This window comes from Nocardioides baekrokdamisoli, assembly GCF_003945325.1.
In the GTDB taxonomy this organism is placed as follows: Bacteria; Actinomycetota; Actinomycetes; order Propionibacteriales; family Nocardioidaceae; genus Nocardioides; species Nocardioides baekrokdamisoli.
Genome location: NZ_AP019307.1, coordinates 2,387,875 through 2,409,939, shown reverse-complemented (window position 1 = coordinate 2,409,939; position 22,065 = coordinate 2,387,875). Strand labels below are relative to the sequence as shown.

The following is a 22,065-nucleotide window of genomic DNA, read 5'->3' as shown; positions in this document are numbered from 1 at the left end:
TGAAGTTTCGGATATCGCTACAACGCTCACGCGTTGATTGCGGTGACCTTGACCTGGGTGTACTTCTGACGGTGACCCTGGCGCTTCTTGTAGCCGGTCTTGTTCTTGTACTTCTGGATGATGATCTTCGGGCCCTTGGTGCCGCCGAGGATCTCAGCGGTGACCGAGGCCTTGTCGAGACCCGAGGCCGAAACCTTCTCGCCGTCCACGAGCATGACGACCGGGAGGGTCACCGACGAACCCTCGTCGCCAGCGACGAGGTCGATCTGGATGACGTCGCCGACGGCAACCTTCTGCTGCTTGCTGCCAGCCTTCACGATCGCGTACACCGCGGTCTCCTTTGTCTGTTTCAACGTCTCGTCTGCAGCACGGCAATCCATCCAGGGATGGGTTGGTGCCGGCAGATTGGCACGGGTTACGCGCCGAGGGTCAAGAGTACGGGAGCGGCCTCTCCCCCGCAAAACCACGGGCACCGGCCGACCTCTCCGGCTCAACGGTCGCGACGACAACCGTTGAGCCGGAAAGGATCTAGCGCTTCTTCTTGACCGGGACGTGAGCGACCGGCGACTCGGCTGCGGGCGCTTTCGCACCACGCGTACGCGTCGTCACCGCCGAGACTGCCGGCGTCTCGATCACCGCGGGTGCGACGTCGTCCGCGACCAGCGAGACCGCCTCACCGGTCGATACGACAGCGCGACGGGCACCGCCGCGCGTACGCGTCAATACCTTCGGCGCTTCCGGCACGCTGGGGGTCTCAGGCGCAGCCTCAACGACCTCCACAGCGGTCTCAGTGACCGGCTCGTCCACAACGGCGGCCACGAACTCCTCCGTCGGCGCCTCGGACTGCTCAGCCTCGACCGTCACGGCCTCGACCTCTGCCTGGGCAGGAGTCTCCACGACCTCGGTCTCTGGCTCCACCGCGACGACGGCATCGCCCTCGACGGAGTCGGTGAGTTCACCATCCTCGCCCTCGTGGCGGGCCATTGCGGCGAAGGTCGCCGGCGACGGGATCTTGTGGTCGCCGTCAACCTCGGCAACGACCGTTGCGGCCCGACCACCACGTGAACGGCGCGGACGCCGCTCCTCGCCACCAGCCCCGCTGCCGGAGTTGCCGCCCCTGTCCTCGACCGGGTGGTCATGGACCACGACGCCGCGTCCCTGACAGTGGGTGCAGTTGCTGGAGAACGCCTCGAGCAAACCGGTACCGATCCGCTTGCGGGTCATCTGGACCAGTCCGAGAGAGGTGACCTCGGCGACCTGGTGGCGGGTACGGTCCCGGCCGAGGCACTCGACCATGCGGCGCAGGACGAGATCACGGTTCGACTCGAGGACCATGTCGATGAAGTCGACGACGATGATGCCGCCGATGTCGCGCAGCCGGAGCTGGCGTACGACCTCCTCGGCGGCTTCGAGGTTGTTGCGCGTGACCGTCTCCTCGAGGTTGCCCCCGGAGCCGGTGAACTTGCCCGTGTTGACGTCGATGACGGTCATCGCCTCGGTGCGATCGATGATCAGCGAGCCGCCGGACGGGAGCCAGACCTTGCGGTCCAGGCCCTTCGAGATCTGCTCGTCGATGCGGTACGTCTGGAACGCGTCCTTGCCGTTGTTCGAACCGGCACTGTCGCCGACCGCGAAGCGCTCCAGGCGCTCCTCGAGATCCGGCGCGACGTGCTGGACGTAGCCCTGGACCGTCGCCCACGCGTCATCGCCCTGGACGACAAGCTTGGAGAAGTCCTCGGTGAACAGGTCGCGCACGACCTTCAGGGTCAGGTCCGGCTCACCGTGCAACTGCTGCGGCGCATTGCCGCCGACCTTGGCCTCGATGTCGGCCCAACGGGCCTTCAGGCGCTCGACGTCGCGGGTCAGCTCCTCCTCCGAAGCGCCCTCGGCAGCCGTACGCACGATGACGCCGGCGGTGTCCGGAACGATCTCCTTGAGCAGCGCCTTGAGACGGTTGCGCTCGGTGTCCGGGAGCTTGCGGGAGATACCGGAGGTGGTGCCGTCGGGTACGTACACGAGGAAGCGGCCGGCGAGGCTGATCTGCGAGGTCAGGCGGGCACCCTTGTGTCCGATCGGGTCCTTGGTGACCTGGACCAGGATCGTCTGGCCGGCTGACAGCACCGACTCGATCTTGCGCGGCTGGCCGTCCTTCCAGCCCAGCGAGGGCCAGTTCACCTCACCGGCGTACAGCACCGCGTTGCGGCCCTTGCCGATGTCGACGAACGCAGCCTCCATGCTGGGCAGCACGTTCTGGACGCGACCGAGGTAGATGTCGCCGATCATCGAGGTCTGAGACTCGCGGGCGACGTAGTGCTCGACGAGGACCTTGTCCTCGAGCACAGCGATCTGAGTGAGGTCCTCGCGCTGGCGGATGACCATGACGCGGTCGACCGACTCGCGGCGGGCCAGGAACTCAGCCTCGGACACGATCGGGGCGCGACGACGGCCGGCCTCACGGCCCTCGCGTCGACGCTGCTTCTTCGCCTCGAGACGGGTCGAGCCCGAGATCGAGGTGATCTGCTGCTCCGCCGTACGAGTCTCGCGTACTCGGGTGACGGTGTTCTCCGGGTCATCGTCCGAGGTGCCACCGGACTCCCCGGCACGACGGCGACGGCGACGGCGACGCGAGTTGGCCGAACCGCCTTCGCCCTCGGTCTCCTCGCCGTCGACCTGGTCGTCGCTCTCAATGTTCTCGGGGTCGGTCTCGTCCTCGTCGTCCTCGGCGTCGTCGTCACCGGCCTGGGCGTTGCCACCGGAGTTCGGGCCCTTGCGGCGACGGCGGCCACCACGACGACGGCGACGGCGTGCGGGGGTCGGCGAACCGTCCTCGTTCTCCTCGGCGTCCTCGTCCTCGGCGTCGTCCGCGTCGATGTCTGCCTCGACGACCTCGTCATCGGTGCCGGCCGCGTCGCCGTCCTCGGCGTCGAGCTCGAGCTCGTCGTCCTCCGCGGGCTCCGGAGCCGGCTTGGCAACAGCCTTCGAGCGACGCTTCGCGGCAGGGGCCTTCTCCGGGACCTGGAACAGAGCCGCAGGCGCTGCGGGGGCAGACGTCTCGTCGGCTGCCTCGACCTCGAGCGGCTCGACGGGAGCCGCTGCTGCCTTCTTCGCCGGTCGCTTCGCGGCGGCTTTCTTCGCCGGCGCCTTCTTGGCAGCAGCCTTCTTCGCGGGAGCCTTCTTCGCCGGAGCGGCGGATTCGTCGTCCTCGGCCGCTGCTGCGGCCTTCTTCGCCGGGGCCTTCTTCGCTGCTGCCTTCTTGGCGGGCGCCGACGTCGTCGCCTTCTTGGCTGCTGCCTTCTTGGCGGGAGCCTTCTTCGCCGGAGCGGAGGACTCCTCGACGGTGACGTCGGTGGTTGCTTCGGGCGTGGTGCTGCTGTCGTTGGTCATGCCAACTCCTACGTCCGCCGCGACACACCGGGCGAACTCGTGTCGTTGTCCCGCGTACGCCGAAATCGACGCCGTACGGGCGCAAAGCCTGATCGATTCGACGACGCCCACCGCGGAGCGTCAACAAGCGGCTCAATCTGCCTCACCGCGGTCGCTTGCCCGTGTGTGGGCCGCGTCGCGGTCGGGTCGACCGGAACCGTTTCCTGTGCCGACCACCTCAAGAACTCAGGTGTCCGGCGAGAACGTCGTCGGGAGTTTCACCTGGCGGTCGGGTGACCGCCGCGGATCGGCTACCGCGTTGAGTATCGCACATCACACGCTTCCGGGCTGATCCCGCAGTGCCGCGGGGTGGGCCCGAACGTGAGGACCTCAGCGCAGTGGGTCGCCGATCGCACCGGTGGCGTCGTCGAACGGTCCCTGCGAGAGGCGGGTCAGGAGCGGCACGGTGATCGGCTCGAGTCCGTACGACTTCAGGCCGTTGATGACGTCGTCGGCGCGTACGGCCAACTCCTGGTGTCGCAGGACGAGCGCGACTCCCCCGTCCTCGGCGACCAACGACACCACGGCAGCGCGCGCATCGAAGGTACGCAGCCCGCGCTTGGTCATCCGCTCGACAGTGACCTCGTCGGCCGCCAGGAAGGAAGCCACCGATGCCACGATCTGCTCGGCGGGCGCATCGATGTCGATCCGCCACGACGAGGCCTGCAGACGGTCCGCGAGCGAGCCACCCTCGGACACGACCACGTCGACCAGATCGAGGCCGTCCGGCAGGGCATCGTCGAGGAGCGCCATCGTTGCTGCCGGATCGACGATCTCACGCAGCATGATCTCGACGTACTCAGCCTCGGAAGCCGCGCCGGTGGGAGCTGCACCGGCGTACGAGATCCGCGGGTGCGGGTTGAAGCCGGACGAGTACGCCATCGGCACACGCGCGCGGAAGATCGCCCGCTCGAACGCGCGGGAGAAGTCGCGGTGGGAGGTGAAACGGAGCCGGCCACGCTTCGCGTACCGCATCCGCAGACGCTGGACAGGCGGTGCCTGTTGTTCAGGCGGCTGACGACTCACGGGAGTGATCGTAGGCGTCGAGAACTGGTTCGACCGAACGGGCGTTCACCAGCGCGATCCGGAGAAGCAACCCGACGCTCACCGCCATCGCGACCGTGCCGATCACCCACACACCCATCGGGGACAGCGGCCAATCGACCCACCACCACTCACGATGGCTGTCGAGGTTCAGGTCGCTCACATCGATACCGCTGACATACCGACGCAGTTCGATGTGCAGAGCCAGCGAGGCGAACCCGGAGATCACCGCCCAGGTGAGGACGAGGACCCAACGATTGCGGGCAATACGGTCGAATCGGCCCGACCCGATGTGCGCCGACAGACCAAGGCCGAGGAGTCCCAACATCAACGGATAGAGGTAACGCGGCTGCACGTAGCCGGAGTGCACGCTGAGATGGCTCTGCTGAAGCACGGCCAGCGGAATGACGAGGGCGGCGAGGAACAGGCACACGTACGCGGTCCGATGCCATCCGCGGTAACGCAGGATCGCGGTGACCATGATCACGAGCAGCACCACCGGGATGATGAACCCCTGCTCGCTCATCGGGGTGTCGCCCCACCCGAGTGGACCGGTGTAGAACAGCTTTCGCTCGTACTCCCACAAACCCGGAATGTTGCTCAGCAACAGGTGCAACGGGTGCGCCGTGTTGTACGCGATCTGCTGGAGGATGAAGTCTGGCGCTCCTTGCGTCGCGCCGGCGGCGGTCGGTGCAACTCCCTTGGACGCCACTGACCCACCGGAGCCTGCGAAGAACGCTCCGATCGAGAGCGCGACGAGCGCGCCGGGCATGATCAGTTTGGTGGTGATGAGCCGGCCGCGCTCGGTACCGATAGCCGCGGCGGCGAGCACGGTCAGAGCCGCGTACACGGGGGCGTCGGCGCGGGCCATCACCGCGATGAGCCACGCCAGGAATCCCCCGCCTGCCGCAGTCCAACGCCGCCAGGCGACGTCAGCGTCCATGTAGGCCACCACGAAGACCCACAGACTGCCGATGCCGATCGTGCTCCACGCCGTCGGATTGGTGGAGGGGATGAAGAACAGTCCGATCGGCGTACACATCGCCAAGCCGAGGGTGAGCGCTAGCGCAGCCCGGGTGCGGCGCCCGCTGACCAGGAAGGCCAGACCGAAGACGACGAGCGCGAGCACGATGTTCAACCCGCGGATCCACATGACCGTCGTGGTGACCGACGACGACACGAACTGATGCGTGACCTTGTAGAAGCCCTGGGGGTAGAGCCCCGCGTTGGTGACGTGCACGGTCGTGCCGGGCGGCACGAGGCGTACGCACACGGCCGAGACCTGGCTCATGAACCGGAAACAGTCCGGCCCGTGCTGACCGACCACCAGGACGTCATTCGGCACCACCCGATTGATGGCTCCTGACGTCGGCGGGCCGTCGGCGGGCGTACAGACATCTCCTCTGGCGGCACCGGCGGACGGACCGTCCGCGCACCAGATGCTGGCGAGGTGGAAATCGTCATCCGGGCTGGACCCGGCAGGCGAACTCACCGCCCAGGCTGCCCAGGCAAGGCCGGCCGAGACGACCAACAACACCCACACAAGAGGGCCCTGGGCACGCTGTTCTGCTCCAGTCCTCGGCACGGGGGCATCATGCCAGAGCCGGAATCCGGCTCGCTCCTTGCTAATCTGCGCGAGTGGATAGCCCTGCAGGACCGCGCGTCTTGGTCATCGTTCCCGCGTGGAACGAGGAGGCGTGCATTGCTGACACCATCGCCGAGATCAGGGCCACGAACCCGTCGGTTGACGTCCTGGTCGTGGACGACGGCTCCGCGGACCAGACCGCGGCCCGTGCTCGCGAAGCCGGCGCCCGGGTCGCCATCCTCCCCTTCAACGTCGGTGTCGGGGGCGCGATGCGGACCGGTTTCCGGTACGCGCTGCGCAACGGCTACGACGTGGCCGCGCAGATCGATGCGGACGGCCAGCACGATCCGCGTTTCCTCCCTCAACTCGTCGCCGAGTTGGAGACGTCCGACGTGGTCATCGGAGCACGCTTCGCGCACAAGGGAGACACCTACGTCGCTCGTGGGCCGCGCCGGTGGGCGATGGTCCTGCTCGCAGCGGTGCTCTCGGCGGTGGCGGGTACGCGCCTCACCGACGCCACCTCGGGCTACCGGGTGGCCGGACGGCGCGCGATCCACATCTTCGCCGAGCACTACCCCGCCGAATACCTCGGCGACACGGTCGAATCGCTCGTGATCGCGGTCCGACTGGGCTGCAAGATCACCCAGGTGCCGGTCGACATGCGTGTACGCGCCGGCGGCACGCCCAGCCAGTCCCCGATCCGGGCGGCGATCTACCTCTTCCGGGCCGTCGTGGCGCTCTTCTTGGCACTCGTACGTCGCTGGCCGGCCGACTTCGAACAAGGCCTGGCCGAGGCCCTGAGGAAGGCGGCCTGATGACCGGCGCCCACGCCATCGGACTGATCGTCGGCATCGCGATCATCGTCATCCTGTTCGAACTCCTGCGCCGGCGCCGGATGCGCGAGCGGTACGCGATGGCGTGGCTGGTCATCGGCATCGGGTCGATGCTGATCGGGGTGTTCCCCGGCCTGCTCGGCGAGGCCACTCGCGCTGTCGGGCTGGTCCTACCGATCAACCTGGTGTTCTTCGTCGGCCTGATCGTGCTGCTCGGGCTCACCTCGCAGCTGAGCTATGAGCTCGGGCTCGCAGAGGACCGGACCCGGGCGCTGGCCGAGGAAGTGGCATTGATCCGCCTCGAGATCGACGAGCACATCAACGGCGAGCCCGTCGAGCCCGCTGTCGAGTCTGACGAGGCCCCATGACCCGCGTCTCCGTGGTCATGTTGGCCTGGGGCGACGAGCCGTTGTTGGTGGAGGCAGTCGACGCTGCTCTCGCCTCGCGCGAGGTCGCCGTCGAGGTCGTCCTCGTCGACAACGGCTGCACCGACGACGGGGTGGACCGTGTCCGCGACCGTCCGGGCGTGGTCGTCGTCGACCCCGGCTCGAACCTCGGCTTCGCTGCAGGTTGCAACTTCGGTGCCCGCCATGCCTCGGGCGACGTCCTGGCGTTCATCAACAGCGATGCCGTCGTGGACCCCTTCGCTCTCGCCCATCTCGCCGCGGGCCTGACCGACGAGGTCGGGATCACCAGCGCGTCGCTTCGGCTCTTCCAGTCGCCGGAGCTGATGAACTCCGCCGGCAACCCGGTGCACTACACCGGCCTGAGCTGGGCCGGTGGCTGCGACGAGCCGGCGACCTCGTGGGCCGAGCCGCGCGACATCCCGTCGGCCACCGGGGCCGCCACGGCCATGCGCGCCGACCGCTTCGCCGAGCTCGGCGGATTCTGCGAACCGATGTTCGCGTACTGCGAGGACACCGACCTGTCGCTCCGCGCCTGGCAGCACGGCTGGCGGGTGGCGTACGTCCCGGACGCGATCGTGCTGCACTTCTACGAGTTCTCCCGCAACGACCTCAAGTACTACCTGCTCGAGCGCAACCGGCTCTTCATGATCCTGACGTTGTTCCAGCTGCGTACGCTCCTCGTCCTCGCCCCGGCATTGTGCGGGCTGGAACTGGCGATCCTGCTGATGGCCAAGAAGGACGGCTGGGCGACGCAGAAGGTCAACGGCTGGAAGTGGCTGTGGCAGAACCGTCAGCTCATCCGCGATCGTCGCCGCGAACTCCAGGCCCGCCGGAAGGTCAGCGACCGCGATCTGGCGTGGTTGATCACCGGCGACCTCAACCCCGGCGAGGGCAGCGGCATGACGGTCGGCAACGCTCCGCGAGCGATCTCGCGGACGTACTGGAACCTCGCCAAGCGCCTGATCTGACGGCGCGCCCGCTGTCCAATTCCGCCGGGCCAGAGGAGAGTTCGATCATGGCTTCATCTGGGGTGACGCTCGCAGCGGTGGCACTCATCCTGGCCGGCCTCACCGGATGCGGAGGCTCCGCGAACGCAACCTCCGGATCCTCCGAGTGCGGTGGCGATGCCTCCTGTGCGGACGGCCCAGCCAATCCAGCCGGTCCTGACAGCCGCGCCGCCACCCCGCTCGGTGCGCTCAGCGCCTACCTGACCGCAGCCGGGAACGGCGACTGCGCGACGGCTGAGCGCTTCGCGCTGCGGTCGGCCTTCGTCAACGGGGACCTCTGCGTGGGCACGCAGGGCATCGGTCCACTCGGGTTCGACCAGTGGCGCAATCCGCTCGCGATGCCTTCACCGTCGTGCTGCGTCGCGTACGCCGTGGAGTTGCACATCACGAAGGACCAGACGGCTGACGCGACTGTCCCACGGTGGGCACCGCGTGCATTCACGCTCCAGCGCACGCCGGCCGGCTATCTGATCACTGCAGTCGGAACGATCAACGGCGAGCAGTGAGGCGATCCCCCAGCTCACTCACATGTGAGTTAGTTCAAACGACCTGGAGCGGCAGCAGCTTCTGGCCCGTCGGGCCGACCTGGATCTCCGTGCCCATTTCCGGACAGACACCACAGTCGTAGCACGGCGTCCAGCGGCAGTCCTCGACCTCGATGTCCTCGCCGTTGGCGACCGCGAGGGCGTCCTCCCAGTCGGCCCAGAGCCAATCCTTGTCGAGGCCCGAGTCCAGGTGGTCCCACGGCAGGATCTCGTCGTAGGCGCGGCTGCGAGTCGTGTACCAGTCGAGATCGACACCGGTCCCGTCCAGCGCGACGCCCGCGGCCTCGGCCCAGCGGGCGTACGAGAAATGCTCGCTCCAGCCGTCGAAACGGCCCCCCTCGCGCCAGACCTGCTCGATGATCCCGCCTACGCGACGGTCACCGCGCGACAACAGGCCTTCGATGATGCCCGGCTTGCCGTCGTGGTAGCGGAAACCGATCGCGCGGCCGTAACGGCGGTCGTCGCGGACGGTGTCGCGCAACTTCTTCAGGCGCTCATCGGTCGTCTCGTGATCCAGCTGCGCGGCCCACTGGAACGGGGTGTGCGGCTTCGGTACGAACCCGCCGATCGAGACGGTGCAGCGGATGTCGTTGTGGCCGGTGACCTCGCGGCCCTTGGCGATGACCTTCTTGGCCAACTCCGCGATCTGCAGGACGTCGTCGTCGGTCTCCTCCGGGAGGCCGCACATGAAGTAGAGCTTCACCTGGCGCCAGCCATGGCTGTACGCGGCGGAGACCGTCTGGATGAGGTCATCTTCAGTGACCATCTTGTTGATCACCTTGCGCATCCGCTCGCTGCCACCCTCGGGCGCGAACGTCAGACCGCTGCGGCGGCCGTTGCGCGAGAATTCGTTCGCCAACGTGATGTTGAACGCGTCGACGCGGGTCGAGGGCAGCGACAGCGAGACGTTCGAGCCTTCGTACCGGTCCGCCAGGCCCTTGGCGAGGTCGCCGATCTCGGTGTGGTCCGCGCTGCTGAGGGACAGCAGACCGACCTCCTCGAAGCCGGACTTGCGGATGCCGTTCTCGATCATGTCGCCGATCGTGTTGATCGACCGCTCTCGCACCGGGCGGGTGATCATCCCGGCCTGGCAGAAGCGGCAGCCGCGGGTGCAACCACGGAAGATCTCGACCGAGAAGCGCTCGTGCACGGTCTCGGCGAGCGGCACCAGCGGCTTGGCCGGGTACGGCCAGGCATCGAGGTCCATCAGCGTGTGCTTGCGTACGCGCCACGGAGCGTCCGGGTGGTTCGGGACGACGGCCTCGATATGACCGTCGGCGGCGTACGTGACGTCGTAGAACTTCGGGACGTAGATGTTGCCGCTGATCGCCAGTCGGCGCAGGAGTTCATCGCGGCCGCCCGGGCGACCCTCGGCCTTCCACTCGCGTACGACCTCGGTGATCGCCAGCACGGCCTCTTCGCCGTCGCCGAGGACGGCGGCGTCGATGAAGTCGGCGATCGGCTCGGGGTTGAACGCCGCATGGCCGCCGGCGATGACGATCGGGTCCTCTTCGGTCCGATCGACGGCGTGCAGCGGGATGCCAGCCAGATCGAGCGCGTTGAGCATGTTCGTGTAGCCGAGCTCAGTGGAGAAGCTCAGACCGAACAGGTCGAAGGCGCGCACCGGACGGTGCGAGTCGACGGTGAACTGCGGGATCCCGTCCTTGCGCATGATCGCCTCGAGGTCCGGCCAGACCGAATAGGTCCGCTCTGCCAGGATCCCGTCGCGCTCGTTGAGGATCTCGTACAGGATCTGGACGCCCTGGTTGGGCAGCCCGACCTCGTAGGCGTCCGGGTACATCAGCGCCCAGCGCACATCGGCACTGGACCATTCCTTGACGGTGGAGTTCAGCTCGCCGCCGACGTACTGGATCGGCTTGGACACCAACGACAGGCGTGGCTCCAACAGCGGGAAGACCGACGCCGGTTCGGGGCTGATCACGTCCGCAGGCATGAGGACAAGCCTACGACGCGTACGCAGGGCTACCTATTCGCTCGCCGCAGCCGCAGCCTGGCGTACGGCCGCGTTGGCAGAGGTCTTGCGGAGCTCCACCTCCGGCATCAGCAGGAGTACGCCGATGGCGAGGATGCCCAGTCCGCCCGCGATCCAGAAGACCGGGGTCATCGATTCCGCGAAGGCTTGCTTCACCGCGTGCTGGAGCGGCTGCGGCATGGTGTTGATGACCGCGGAGTCGTCCGTGATCCCCGCCAGCTGACTGGCATGCTGCTTGGCTTGGATCGCCGCCGCCGGGGTGGCAGCGAACTCCTTCGACATGTTGGTGGACACCCCGCCGAACATGATCGACAGGAACACCGCGACACCGATGGTGCCGCCGATCTGCCGGAAGAAGGTCGCCGACGACGTCGCGACACCGATCGCCTGCGGCGGCACCGCTGACTGCACCGTGAGGATCAGCGGCTGCATGCAGTTGCCCACCCCGTAGCCGAGGACGAACATCATCACGTCGACCTGCCACAGCGGCGTGTCCGCCGAGATCTGGGTCAACAAGAACAGGGCCAGTGCCATCAGGGTGGCTCCGAGGATCGGGAAGATCCTCGTCCGGCCGGTCCGCGAGATCACCTGGCCGGCGACTGTCGAGGCGAGCATCAGGCCCGCCACCATCGGCAGCATCAGGAAGCCTGACCGGGTCGGCGAGGCACCGTGGACGATCTGCATGTACAGCGGCAGCAGCATCATTCCGCCGAACATCCCGGCGCCCACGATGACGCTGGCGACGATGGTGACCGCGGCCGGGCGGATGGTGAACAACTTGAGCGGGATCAGTGCGGTCAGACCAGCCCGGTTCTCGGCCCAGAGGAACGCGACCAGGCCGACGGCGGCGATCGCGAAGGCGCCGAGTGAACGGCCCGAGGTCCAGCCCCACGACCGGCCCTGCTCCAGCACCACGAGCAGCGGGACGAGGCAGACGACGAGCGCCACGGCGCCCCGCCAGTCAACCTTCGCATCGCGGCGGACGTGATGGACGTGCAACGTGCGGTAGACGACGACAAGAGCGATCAGGCCGATCGGCACGTTGACCAGGAAGACCCAACGCCAGCCCGCGACACCGAGGATGGAGGTCGTACCGGCGAGCAGACCTCCGATGACCGGACCGAGCACGCTCGCGGACCCGAATGAAGCCATGAAGTAGCCCGTGTACTTGGCGCGCTGCAGCGGCGGGACGATGTCGCCGATGATGGCCAGCACGAGGGTGAAGAGGCCGCCCGCGCCGAGTCCCTGGAAGGCACGGAAGGCCGCAAGTTCGTACATGGACGTGGACAGCGTGCACAGCAGCGACCCGAGGATGAAGATCGAGATCGCGAACATGAAGAGTTTCTTGCGGCCCCACAGGTCGCCGAGCTTGCCGTAGATCGGCGTCGTGATCGTCGAGGTCACCAAGTACGCGGTGGTCACCCAGGCCTGCGCGGACAGACCGTGGAGATCATCCGAAATCGTCCGGATGGACGTACTCACGATGGTCTGATCGAGGGATCCGAGGAACATCCCGAGCATCAGCCCGGACATGATCGTGAGGATCTGCTGGTGGGTGTATTCGCCCGTGCCGATGCTGTCGGGGCTCGCCTGCTCGCTCATCGGGAGTCACCCTACTCCCGCGATGCATAGGTTCCCTAACTATCGTGAGTGAGTGCTCGCTCACACCTTCTCCATGCACCTCGAGTGCGTGCCCCGCGCGTGACCTCTAGCCTGACGACCATGGCTCTGAGTCGCGTCGCTCTCGTCCTTGCCGCCGGTGTTTCGGCTGCGGCACTCACCGCGTGCGGCTCCGCACATCCCGCAAGTCCGTCGAACTCCTCGGCTCCCGTGGCAACGAGTACGTCAGCCTCCGTGACGCCGTCCACGCCGTCCGCGGACGCGAGCGCCAGCGACACCGCGGCGACGGCGAGCGCACTCAAGGCGGCATTCAAGGCCTCGCTGTTGCACAGCCTGACATCGCAGTCGCCGCCGATCCCGTACGACGCCGCCGGAGCCCAGTGCGTCGCGGACCACCTGGTCGACCACGTAGGCGTGGCGAGAATGGAGAGGGTCGGCGTGCAGCACGTACTCGGCGAGAAGGTGACGTGGTCTGTCGACGACGCGACCTACCTCGCGACCCAGTTGGTGGACTGCGCCCCCGACAACAGCGTCGTGCAGTTCTTCCGTCAGCGGCTGAACGACGGGTTCGGCACCAAGATCACCGCCACGCAGAAGGCCTGCATGGACCGGGTCGTGACCCGAGATGTCAGCATCAAACTCCTCACGTCGGAGTACGACGGAAAGGCAGCGGCGGGACAGGCGGCCTTCCAGAGCCTGCTCACCTCGGCGGCACCCGGGTGCGGGATCCGCTGATCGACTCAGTGCGCTTCACGACGTGCGCCGGTGGAAGTTCTGAAGCAGCCCCACTGCGGCGAGACAGGCGAACATCGCCGATCCCCCGTATGACACGAACGGCATCGGCACGCCGGTGACAGGCATGATGCCCACGCACATGCCGGCGTTCTCAAACGCCTCGAACCCGAACCAGGTCGCAAAACCGGCGGCGCAGACCCGGCCGAACATGTCGGGTGAGTTCCTCGCGATCACCAGGCAACGCCACAGGATCACGCCGAGCAGCCCGACGACGACCAGCGCGCCGATCAGGCCGAGTTCCTCGCCGACGACGGTGAAGATGAAGTCCGTGTGCTGCTCCGGAACCAGCCCTGAGCGGGTGACCTGGCCATGGAAGAGCCCCTGACCGAACCAGCCGCCGTCACCGATCGCGATCTTGGCCTGCTGGACGTTGAAGCCGGCGCCCTGACGGTCGAGGTTCGGGTTGGTGAAGGCCATGAAGCGGTCGATCTGGTACTGCTTGAGGACGTGTGCCTGAACCACGACGGCGATGCCCACAAGAGTTGTCGCAGCCATCCCGGCGAGCCATTTCGCGGGTGTCCCGGCGACAGCCAGCACGCCGAACACGGTGACACCCAGCACGATCTCGGTCCCGAGGTCCGGCTGCAGGATGATCAGCAACGCCGGAGGCACGACCAACGCAAGCATCGCCAGGAGGTCCCTCGGCGTGACGACGTGCATGGTGCGACCACGACGCTCGCTGCGCTCGGCTATGACGAGTGCCATCGACACCACCACTGCGAGCTTGGCGAACTCGGCCGGCTGGATCGAGACAGGTCCGAACTGGATCCAGGCCTTGTGTCCGTTGACGTTGGTGCCGATGGCGAGGACCAGGATCAGACCGAGGACGGATCCGAGGTACACGATCGGCGTCAACAGCCGGATCATGCGGTAGTCGGTACGCATCGCGACGACCATCAGGACCAGTCCGATGGCGATGTTGATGAGCTGCTTGACCAGGTACGTGACCCCGCCCGCTCCGCCGTCTGCCTGCCCGTTCTGGGTCGCCGACCACACCACCAACGGGCTGATCACCATCAGTCCTCCGACTGCGGCGAACAGCCACCAGTCCGCGCCGCCGCGGCGCCCGGCCCGGATCACGGCTGCGTCCCCTTCGCAGGCTGGAGGCCGCCGTCTGCGGGGATCTTGGGGAGTGCGGTGGGGATGCCGTTCGGGAAGATCGCGTTCTTCGGGTCGACCGTCTGCGCATTCGCCGGTCCACCGACTCCGTACAGCGCCGACCAGATCGCGCGGACCGCATCACCCGATGAGCCCGAGCCGGTTCCGGCCTGGTCGATCACCATCACGACCACGTAGTCCTTGTTGTACGTCGCGACCCAACCCGTCGAGCTCTTGCCGACTCCACCCTCGGCCGATCCGGTCTTGCCACGGATGCCGAGTTGATCGACCGGGAATCCGCCGAACTTCCAGGCCAGCGTGCCGTTGAACGGCTGCGCAGGCTGGCCCTTCAACGTGCCGATCAGGGCGTTGTTGACGTAGTCGATCGCGCCCGCGCTCCCGTTGACGTGGCGTACGACCTTGGGCTTGATCGCCTGGATCACTGTGCCGTTGGGCCCGACGATGGCCTTGCCGACGGTCGGCTCGAAGACAGTGCCGCCGTTCGAGAGAGCCGCGTACGCCCGCGCCAACTGCATCGGCGTCACGGCGTTCTCACCCTGTCCGATGGTGAAGTTGGCCGCGTCGCCCTGACGGAAGTAGTTGCCCTCGATGCAGAAGTCGCGCGCGTCCCAGGCAGTCGGGTTCTTCGCGTACACGCCGCAGTAGTAGTTCTTGAGCTGCTTCCAGTACGCGTACTTGCCCTGGCGGTCGCCGACCAGGCCGGTCGATTCGCCCGGGATGTCGACACCGGTCGGTGTCCCGAAGCCGAACTGGCGCGCCATCGCGCCGAGCGGGTCCTTGGCGTTCTGGTCGGCGGGGTTGGAGCCGTACTGGTTCCAGAAGTGCAGGCCCACGCGGTAGAAGAAGGTGTCGCAGGAGGCTGCCAGAGCCTCGCCGAAGTCGATGTAGCCCAGCGATTCACCGTCGAAGTTCCCGAAGTTCCGGTTGCCGATCATGAGCCCACTGGAACAGTCGAGTTTGTCGGAGCCGGCCATGCCGGCCGACAGCGCTCCCACCGTCATGAACGGCTTCCAGGTCGAGCCGGGCGGGAACTGCGCCTGCAGCGCACGTGACAGCAACGCGCCCGAGGACTGCAGTTGGGTGTAGTTCCGGGTCGAGATCCCGCCGACCCACATGTTCGGGTCGTACGTCGGCTGCTGGGCCATCGCCACGATGCGCCCCGTCTTGGCCTGCATGACGACGACCGCACCCCAGTCCGCGACGAACTTCCGGTGCGTCACCTTGGTGTCGACCGTGTTGCGAGCGGTCTGGATGGCCTGGTTCAGCTGCTGCTCGGCCAGCGCCTGCACCCTGCTGTCGATGCTGGTCACCAAGGTGTCACCCGCCTGAGGCTGAACGATCTCCTCGCCGCCCTCGCCGCCGATCGGTTGACCGTTCGGGTCGACGGCGAACGCGCGATAGCCCGGTACGCCGCGCAACCACTTGTCGTAGGTCTGCTCGACGCCCGCGCGACCGACGACCGAGGTCGCATTGAGTGTCGGATCATTCGAGGCCTGGGCCTTCGCGTACTCCGCCGACGTGATCGAGGAGATGTAGCCGAGGATGTCGGCGGCGTTCACTCCGCCCGGCGCAGGGTAGTTGCGCGCGGTGTCGCTCGTGTTGACGACCAGTTCCTTGTAGACCTCCGGCTGCTCCTGGATCGGGATCCACACGTTCGCAGCAGCATCGCTGACCAACGGGACAGGCTCGACGGTGCCACCGCGGAAGGTGCGGATCTTCTTCTCGATCACACTGGTGGAGAGGTGCAGCGCCTGGCTGGCGCGTTTGAGTGCGGTCGCACGGTCCGCGGTGGGCATCTTGGCCAGGACGGCCCGGTCGAGGCTGATGTCGACCACGGAGCGGTTGTTCGCCAGCGGCACACCACGGTCGTCGACGATCAGGCCCCGCGCCGGCTGCAGGATGATCTTGCGCATCGACTCGTCCTTGGCGACTGTCTGATAGGTGTCGCCGCGTACGACCTGCACGTAGTAGAGACGCACCCCGAGGGTGACGAACAGCGATCCGAGGAGCGTTGCGATGACCACCAGTCGCAACCGGCTGGAGGTTTCAGCGGCCGAGCTCACGCCTCACACCCGGTGTGGCTGCAAGCGGGTGAACAGACGCACGATCCGTGGCATCAGCAGCGCCGCGACGGCGCTGTCCCACAGGACACCGAGAAGGATCGCGCCGAGCATCGACCCGAAGGACGGCAGGTGGTCTCCCAGGACGACCCCGATCAGGGCGTACAGGCTGGTGCCCACGAACGAGCACACGGCCGCGGTGGCCACCATCGAGCGCCGCGAGGTCGGTTGGATCGCACTGGCCAGGAGCGCGACCACGATCATCGCCATCGCCCAGCGGCCGGTCTCATCGGTGGACGGCGGGACGAGGTCGAGCAGCAGACCGGCGCCGAAGCCGCAGACCACGGCGTACGTGCCTCCGCGAGCGAGTCCGATCGCCACCACCATCAGGAGTACGAGGTCGGCGGCGATGCCGTTCCACGCCCACGGCGAGAACACGCTCACCTGGAGCACCACGGCGGCTGCGCAGAGGACGATGTACGCGAGTGTCGACTTCATCGTCCGACCTTCCCGTCGGCCCGGAAGATGTCGCCCACGGTCGGGGTGCCGACCGGGACGGCGACACCGACCTCATCGAGCGCGCTGAAGTCCACGTACGGCACCACGACCGCGGATCGGAGGCTGTTCGTGAGGCTGGCGTACACGTTGGCGACGGTGCCGATCGGTACACCGGAGATGTACGGGCCGCTGCGGCCGTCGCCCCACGTCATCACGATGTCGCCGGCACGCGGGACTGCGGACTGGTCGAGCAGTTGGAGGTTGAGGGTGCCGCCGCCCGACAGCGACCCGTTGCCGCGTACGAAGCCGAGTTTCATCGAATCACTGAGCCGGGCCCCGACATAGGAGTCGCTGTCGGCCGCCAGCAGGACCGTGGCCGTGCCTGCGGTCACCGAGACGACCCGACCGACCAGCCCCTGGGCAGCGACCACGGTCTCGCCCGGCTTGATCCCGCTGTCGGTGCCGGCATCGATGGTGACCGTGCGCGTGAACGACTGCGCGGGGCCGTACGCGATGACGTGCGCGGGCACCAGGTTGTAGCCGAGGTTCGCGGCCATGCTGCTGAGGCCGACGTACTCGTTGAGGCGGTTGCGGTCGTACCCACCGCGGTTGACCTGCGCCTGGAGGTTGGTGTTCTGCGCGGAGAGCGAGGCGACCTGGTTCTCGAGCTGGGACTTGCTCTTGAGGTACCGCGGAAGCGCGGTGATCGGTCGCGCCATGGCACTCACGGTCGACTCGGCCGGGCCGAAGAAGTCGGCGGTCGCGCTCCTGAGTGGATCGATCGCCCCGGTGCTGCTCAGCGCCATCAGGGAAGCTGAGGCGAAGACGAGAGCCGCCACGATGCCCTTGGGCGGCATCCGGTTGCTCGACATCTCCAGCCGCGAGCGGCGGCTTAGACGGATGTGGGTGCGCTGCAGCATCATCGGGCCTAGTACCGCCGGACGTCGCTGACGAGGACCTTCTGCAGTCCGTCGAAGTCCTCGACGCACCGACCGGCACCGAGTGCAACGGAGATGAGGGGCTGCTCCGCGACATGCACCGGCATGCCGGTCTCGTGACGCAGGCGCTCGTCGAGGCCCTTCATCAGCGCGCCGCCGCCGGTCAGGACGATGCCGCGGTCCATGATGTCGCCGGCCAGCTCGGGCGGCGTCTGGTCGAGTGTGGTGCGTACGGCGTCGACGATGGCGTTGAGCGGCTCCTCGAGCGCCTGGCGTACGTCGGCCGTGCTCAGACTGACGGTCCGGGGCAGCCCGCTGACGAGGTCGCGTCCGCGTACGTCCGCGCGGTGCTCGGTCTCGTTCGGGAAGGCGCTGCCGAGGGTGACCTTGACCTCCTCGGCCGTGCGCTCACCGAGCAGGAGGGCATGCTCCTTCTTGAGGAACTGCACGATCGCGTGGTCGAGCGCGTCGCCGGCCGTGCGGATGCTCAGGCTGGTGACGATGCCGCCGAGCGAAATGACCGCGATCTCGGTCGTGCCGCCACCGATGTCGACGATCATGTTGCCGGTCGGCAGGTGCACGGGCAGACCGGCGCCGATCGCGGCCGCCATCGGCTCCTCGATGATGTGGACCCGCCGTGCGCCGCTCAGGTATCCGGCCTCGCGGACCGCTCGACTCTCGACCGGCGTGATCCCGCTCGGCACGCAGATGACCATCCGGGGCTTGGCCAGACTCCGGCGCGGGTGGATCCGGTGGATGAACCAGCGCAGCATCTGTTCGGTCGCATCGAAGTCAGCGATGACGCCGTCCTTGAGGGGGCGGATCGCGACGATGTTGTCGGGCGTACGCCCCAGCATCCGCTTGGCGTCGTGTCCGACGGCCAGCACTTCGCCCGAACTCTGGTTGATCGCGACCACGGAGGGTTCGTCGACGACAACGCCCCGGCCCTTGACGTACACGAGCGTGTTGGCTGTGCCCAGATCGATCGCGATGTCGCGACCCACCAGAGCCGAAGTCCAAGACGCAGCGGTGCCCACGGCCTGAGGTTATGCCGGGCTCGCACGCCTGAAATGGCCGCCACGCCGTGACTGGTGTGACTGGTGGGATTCTTGGTCAGATCACAGGATCCGGCAACCTAAATCTGGCCAATGACGCGCGCGGTCGCGAGGCGCCGGAGAGAAGCGGGCCTCGCGGCCCGCGACCGAAGAGCAACGAAGCGAACGCGCCGTCAGTTGGCCAGATTCGGGAACCAGATGGCGATTTCGCGCTCCGCCGATTCCACGGCGTCAGAGCCGTGCACCAGGTTCTGCTGCACCGCCAGGCCCCAGTCGCGACCGAGATCGCCGCGGATGGTGCCGGGAGCAGCCATCGTGGGATCGGTGGCGCCGGCCAACGAGCGGAAGCCCTCGATGACACGCTCGCCCTCGATGACCAGGGCGGCGACGGGACCGGACAGCATGAATTCCACGAGCGGACCGTAGAACGGCTTGCCCTCGTGCTCGGCGTAGTGCTGCGCGAGGAGCTCGGCGGCGGCCTGACGCAGCTCGAGCGCGACCAACGTGTAGCCCTTGCCCTCGATCCGACGCAGGATCTCGCCGGTGAGGCCGCGGCGTACGCCGTCAGGCTTGACGAGGACGAGGGAGCGCTGAGTCATGGCTCGACCCTATCGGTCGACGGTGGCGCGGTCGTGTGCGGCGTACGCGGCCTCGCGCTCACGGTCGATCTTGTTGCTCAGCGCCAGCGCACCCCACCACAGCACGCCGAAGATGATGCCCAGAGTGAACATGGTGGTCACCAGGAACCCGAGCGCGATCGCCGCGATCTGGATCGTCCAGCCGAGGGCGTACGCCCAGGGCCGCTTGAGCAGGCCAGCCGTCAGAATGCAGGCGACACAGAGCCCCAGCGCGATCGGAATGGCGCGGCCGGCGGACACGTGCGAGATCCGGATCAGGACCGGAGCGGTCAGCCCGAGCACGATCGCCTCGAGCGTCAGGATCGCGGACGCCATCGGGCGCCGGGGCGACTTCTCCACCATCTCGGTCATCGCTGCCGCCTCGCCGTCAACGTACGTGCCTCGCCTGCGGTGACAACCGAGCCGATGACCAGGACCGCACCGGAGCTGATCGAGTCGTTGCCGTCAGATTCCGAGAGTGCAATCGCTGCGTCGAGCGCGTTCCCGAGCTCGGGGACGACCGTTACCCGGTCCTCGCCGAACACCTCGACCGCCTTGGCTCCGAGCCTCTCGGCACGCATGGCGCGGTCCTGCGAATTCTGCGTGACGACCACGTGCTGAAGAACGGGTTCCAGCGCGACCAGGATGCCTTCGACGTCCTTGTCCGCCATCGCGCTCAGCACACCGATCACCGGGTCGAAGTTGAACGACTCCTCGAGAGCCGCGGCCGTCGCGATGGCGCCGGCCGGGTTGTGCGCCGAGTCCAGAATGATCGTCGGTGAGCTCCGGACGATCTCGAGGCGGCCGGGGGAGGTGGCGTTGGCAAGACCCTCACCCACGATCTCCCCCTCAAGATCGGTCTCGACGAGCGCACGAACGGCAGCCATCGCCAGCGCCGCATTCTGCGCCTGGTGCTCGCCGTACAACGGCAGGAAGATCTCGTCGTACACGGTCGTGCCGAGGCGTACGCCGATCATCTGGCCGCCGACGGCCGCCGTGGAGGAGACGACTTCGAAGTCGACGCCTTCCTCAAGGATGGTGGCACCGACCTCGCGCGCCTGCTCGCGGAGGACTTCCAGGACGTCGGGGTCCTGCTTGGCCGTGACGACAATGGCGCCCGGCTTGATGATCCCCGCCTTTTCGCGCGCGATCGCAGCCAGCGTCGAGCCGAGGTAGTCCGCGTGGTCCATCCCGACCGGGGTGATCACCGCGACCCTGCCGTCGGCGACGTTCGTCGCGTCCCAACTGCCACCCATGCCGACCTCGACGATGGCCACATCAACCGGCTTGTCGGCGAAGGCCGCGTACGCCATGCCGACAACGGTCTCGAAGAAGCTCAGCGGGTACGGCTGATCGGCGTCGACCAGATGGGTGTACGGCGCGATGTCGTTGAACGCGAAGACGAAGTCCTCGTCGGACAGCGGCTCCCCGTCGACAGAGATGCGTTCGTTGATCCGCTGGAGGTGCGGCGAGGTGAACCGGCCGGTACGCAGGTTCATCGTGCGCAGGAGCGAGTCGATGATCCGCGAGGTGGAGGTCTTGCCGTTGGTGCCGGTGATGTGAAGGACGTCGTACTGGTGCTGCGGGTCGCCCAGATAGTCGACGAAGGCCCGGATTCGGTCCAGGCTCGGCTCAAGGCGGGTCTCGGGCCAGCGGGACAGCAACGCGTCCTCAACCTCGGCAACGGTCTGTGCGGGGCGGCCCATCGGGATCTCAGTCATGTCGGGTCGAGGCTACGCGACCGAGCGCGGCCGAGCCGCGTTCACGTGGGCTTGTGCCGAGCGAGGGAGCGAGCGCGTCACACGCGCTCCGCGAGGGGGACGATCTCGATCAGATCGGCGAAGCGTGCGAAATGCTTCACATTGGCAGTGACAATGCGTTCAGCGTCATGGACGAGCGCGCTCGCGACGATGTTGGCGTCATGGATCTGGTTGCCCGCGGCGCGGCCCTCAGCCACCAGCGCACGCAGTCGTGACGCCACCGCGGCGGTGTCAGGAAGCAGCTTCAGCCGACGGGAGACCGCCCCGACATTGCCGACAGCCCGCTCGTGGGAATGCCCGAGCCCATTCCGGTCACGGGGCCGAGTCGACACCGCCAGCACTTCGCGCAGAACTTGAGGCGTCGTGGCGAGCGGGCCTCGTTCTCCGTCCAGCCAGGAGCGAGCCGCCTCGGCACCAGCGCGACCGTCGAGGAGCGTCAAGATGACATTGCTGTCCAGGATCGCGTACGTCATAGTCCGCGATCCGCGTATTCGTCTTCTCGCGAGAACTCCCAGTCGCCCGGGGCATCGCTTTGGATGATCTCGTCCAGGATCGAACCCCGCCGACCAGCCTCGTACGCCGCGTGATCCAGCACGATCCTCAACTCCGCTTCCAGCGAGCGTCCTTCATCGGCGGCGCGCTTCTTCAGCAGCGCGACCGTCTCGTCGGGAACGTTCCTGATGTGCACGGCAGCCATCACATGATGCTAGCGTTGTTGCTATCATTGTGCAAGCATACGTGATAGCACAATCGTAGCGGGCTTTTC

The 22,065-nt window shown here is 67.2% G+C and carries 21 protein-coding genes; 5 read left to right on the top strand and 16 right to left on the bottom strand.

The annotated features are described in order from the left end of the window. Nucleotides 1-26 precede the first annotated feature (26 nt). From rplU to KCTC_RS11770, 4 genes are all read right to left on the bottom strand, one after another. The gene (gene rplU, locus KCTC_RS11785) at nt 27-329 is read right to left on the bottom strand and encodes a 50S ribosomal protein L21 (RefSeq protein WP_174233048.1); all 303 of its coding nucleotides are present in this window, start codon (nt 327-329) and stop codon (nt 27-29) included. 199 nt (nt 330-528) lie between these two features. Then, entirely contained in the window at nt 529-3,384 is a 2,856-nt protein-coding gene (locus tag KCTC_RS11780; protein WP_179951403.1) for an Rne/Rng family ribonuclease, read from the bottom strand. Between the two features lie 369 nt (nt 3,385-3,753). Then, entirely contained in the window at nt 3,754-4,458 is a 705-nt protein-coding gene (locus KCTC_RS11775) for a TIGR03936 family radical SAM-associated protein (RefSeq protein ID WP_197715299.1), read from the bottom strand. Continuing rightward, the gene (locus tag KCTC_RS11770) at nt 4,430-6,052 is read right to left on the bottom strand and encodes a DUF2142 domain-containing protein (RefSeq protein WP_164512585.1); all 1,623 of its coding nucleotides are present in this window, start codon (nt 6,050-6,052) and stop codon (nt 4,430-4,432) included. Before KCTC_RS11770 ends, KCTC_RS11775 begins: the two co-directional genes overlap by 29 nt. Before the next feature lie 53 nt (nt 6,053-6,105). Here KCTC_RS11770 and KCTC_RS11765 point away from each other — a divergent pair, with 53 nt between their 5' ends. The 4 genes from KCTC_RS11765 to KCTC_RS11750 are packed head-to-tail and all read left to right on the top strand — an operon-like array spanning nt 6,106 to nt 8,805. Continuing rightward, nucleotides 6,106-6,867: a glycosyltransferase family 2 protein gene (locus KCTC_RS11765; RefSeq protein ID WP_125569443.1), complete on the top strand. Its 762-nt coding sequence runs from the start codon at nt 6,106-6,108 to the stop codon at nt 6,865-6,867. Next, nucleotides 6,867-7,253: a DUF2304 domain-containing protein gene (locus KCTC_RS11760; protein WP_125569442.1), complete on the top strand. Its 387-nt coding sequence runs from the start codon at nt 6,867-6,869 to the stop codon at nt 7,251-7,253. The genes KCTC_RS11765 and KCTC_RS11760 overlap by 1 nt, the downstream gene beginning before the upstream one ends. Beyond that, the gene (locus tag KCTC_RS11755) at nt 7,250-8,260 is read left to right on the top strand and encodes a glycosyltransferase family 2 protein (protein ID WP_125569441.1); all 1,011 of its coding nucleotides are present in this window, start codon (nt 7,250-7,252) and stop codon (nt 8,258-8,260) included. The genes KCTC_RS11760 and KCTC_RS11755 overlap by 4 nt, the downstream gene beginning before the upstream one ends. A 47-nt stretch (nt 8,261-8,307) precedes the next feature. Beyond that, on the top strand, nt 8,308-8,805 hold the full coding sequence (locus tag KCTC_RS11750; protein ID WP_125569440.1) for a hypothetical protein: 498 nt from the start codon (nt 8,308-8,310) through the stop codon (nt 8,803-8,805). Between the two features lie 34 nt (nt 8,806-8,839). Here the strand turns inward: KCTC_RS11750 and KCTC_RS11745 are convergent, their stop codons facing one another. Both KCTC_RS11745 and KCTC_RS11740 read right to left on the bottom strand, forming a co-directional pair. Then, on the bottom strand, nt 8,840-10,798 hold the full coding sequence (locus KCTC_RS11745; protein ID WP_125569439.1) for a TIGR03960 family B12-binding radical SAM protein: 1,959 nt from the start codon (nt 10,796-10,798) through the stop codon (nt 8,840-8,842). 33 nt (nt 10,799-10,831) lie between these two features. Beyond that, nucleotides 10,832-12,439 carry an MDR family MFS transporter gene (locus tag KCTC_RS11740; protein ID WP_125569438.1) on the bottom strand — a complete coding sequence of 536 codons (1,608 nt, stop codon included), beginning with the start codon at nt 12,437-12,439 and terminating at the stop codon, nt 10,832-10,834. Between the two features lie 120 nt (nt 12,440-12,559). Between KCTC_RS11740 and KCTC_RS11735 the strand changes: the two genes are divergently transcribed. Then, nucleotides 12,560-13,192: a hypothetical protein gene (locus KCTC_RS11735; protein WP_125569437.1), complete on the top strand. Its 633-nt coding sequence runs from the start codon at nt 12,560-12,562 to the stop codon at nt 13,190-13,192. Between the two features lie 15 nt (nt 13,193-13,207). Here the strand turns inward: KCTC_RS11735 and rodA are convergent, their stop codons facing one another. From rodA to KCTC_RS11685, 10 genes are all read right to left on the bottom strand, one after another. Continuing rightward, a complete protein-coding gene (gene rodA / locus KCTC_RS11730) occupies nt 13,208-14,332 on the bottom strand; it encodes a rod shape-determining protein RodA (RefSeq protein WP_231998713.1) in 1,125 nt (374 codons plus the stop codon). Continuing rightward, nucleotides 14,329-16,434 (bottom strand): peptidoglycan D,D-transpeptidase FtsI family protein, encoded by a 2,106-nt coding sequence (locus KCTC_RS11725; RefSeq protein WP_125569436.1) that lies wholly within the window; start codon nt 16,432-16,434, stop codon nt 14,329-14,331. The genes rodA and KCTC_RS11725 overlap by 4 nt, the downstream gene beginning before the upstream one ends. 3 nt (nt 16,435-16,437) lie before the next feature. After that, on the bottom strand, nt 16,438-16,929 hold the full coding sequence (gene mreD / locus KCTC_RS11720) for a rod shape-determining protein MreD (protein WP_125569435.1): 492 nt from the start codon (nt 16,927-16,929) through the stop codon (nt 16,438-16,440). Further along, nucleotides 16,926-17,849: a rod shape-determining protein MreC gene (mreC, locus tag KCTC_RS11715; RefSeq protein WP_164512584.1), complete on the bottom strand. Its 924-nt coding sequence runs from the start codon at nt 17,847-17,849 to the stop codon at nt 16,926-16,928. The genes mreD and mreC overlap by 4 nt, the downstream gene beginning before the upstream one ends. 8 nt (nt 17,850-17,857) lie before the next feature. Continuing rightward, the gene (locus KCTC_RS11710) at nt 17,858-18,904 is read right to left on the bottom strand and encodes a rod shape-determining protein (RefSeq protein ID WP_269461426.1); all 1,047 of its coding nucleotides are present in this window, start codon (nt 18,902-18,904) and stop codon (nt 17,858-17,860) included. Nucleotides 18,905-19,095: 191 nt separating this feature from the next. After that, the gene (gene ndk / locus KCTC_RS11705; protein ID WP_125569433.1) at nt 19,096-19,521 is read right to left on the bottom strand and encodes a nucleoside-diphosphate kinase; all 426 of its coding nucleotides are present in this window, start codon (nt 19,519-19,521) and stop codon (nt 19,096-19,098) included. Nucleotides 19,522-19,530: 9 nt separating this feature from the next. Then, nucleotides 19,531-19,911, bottom strand: coding sequence for a DUF4233 domain-containing protein (locus KCTC_RS11700; protein WP_231998712.1), 381 nt, complete (start codon nt 19,909-19,911; stop codon nt 19,531-19,533). Continuing rightward, nucleotides 19,908-21,260 (bottom strand): bifunctional folylpolyglutamate synthase/dihydrofolate synthase, encoded by a 1,353-nt coding sequence (locus KCTC_RS11695; RefSeq protein WP_125569432.1) that lies wholly within the window; start codon nt 21,258-21,260, stop codon nt 19,908-19,910. The genes KCTC_RS11700 and KCTC_RS11695 overlap by 4 nt, the downstream gene beginning before the upstream one ends. A 77-nt stretch (nt 21,261-21,337) precedes the next feature. Further along, nucleotides 21,338-21,772, bottom strand: coding sequence for a type II toxin-antitoxin system VapC family toxin (locus tag KCTC_RS11690; protein ID WP_125569431.1), 435 nt, complete (start codon nt 21,770-21,772; stop codon nt 21,338-21,340). Next, nucleotides 21,769-21,996: a FitA-like ribbon-helix-helix domain-containing protein gene (locus KCTC_RS11685; protein ID WP_125569430.1), complete on the bottom strand. Its 228-nt coding sequence runs from the start codon at nt 21,994-21,996 to the stop codon at nt 21,769-21,771. The genes KCTC_RS11690 and KCTC_RS11685 overlap by 4 nt, the downstream gene beginning before the upstream one ends. Nucleotides 21,997-22,065: the final 69 nt, after the last annotated feature.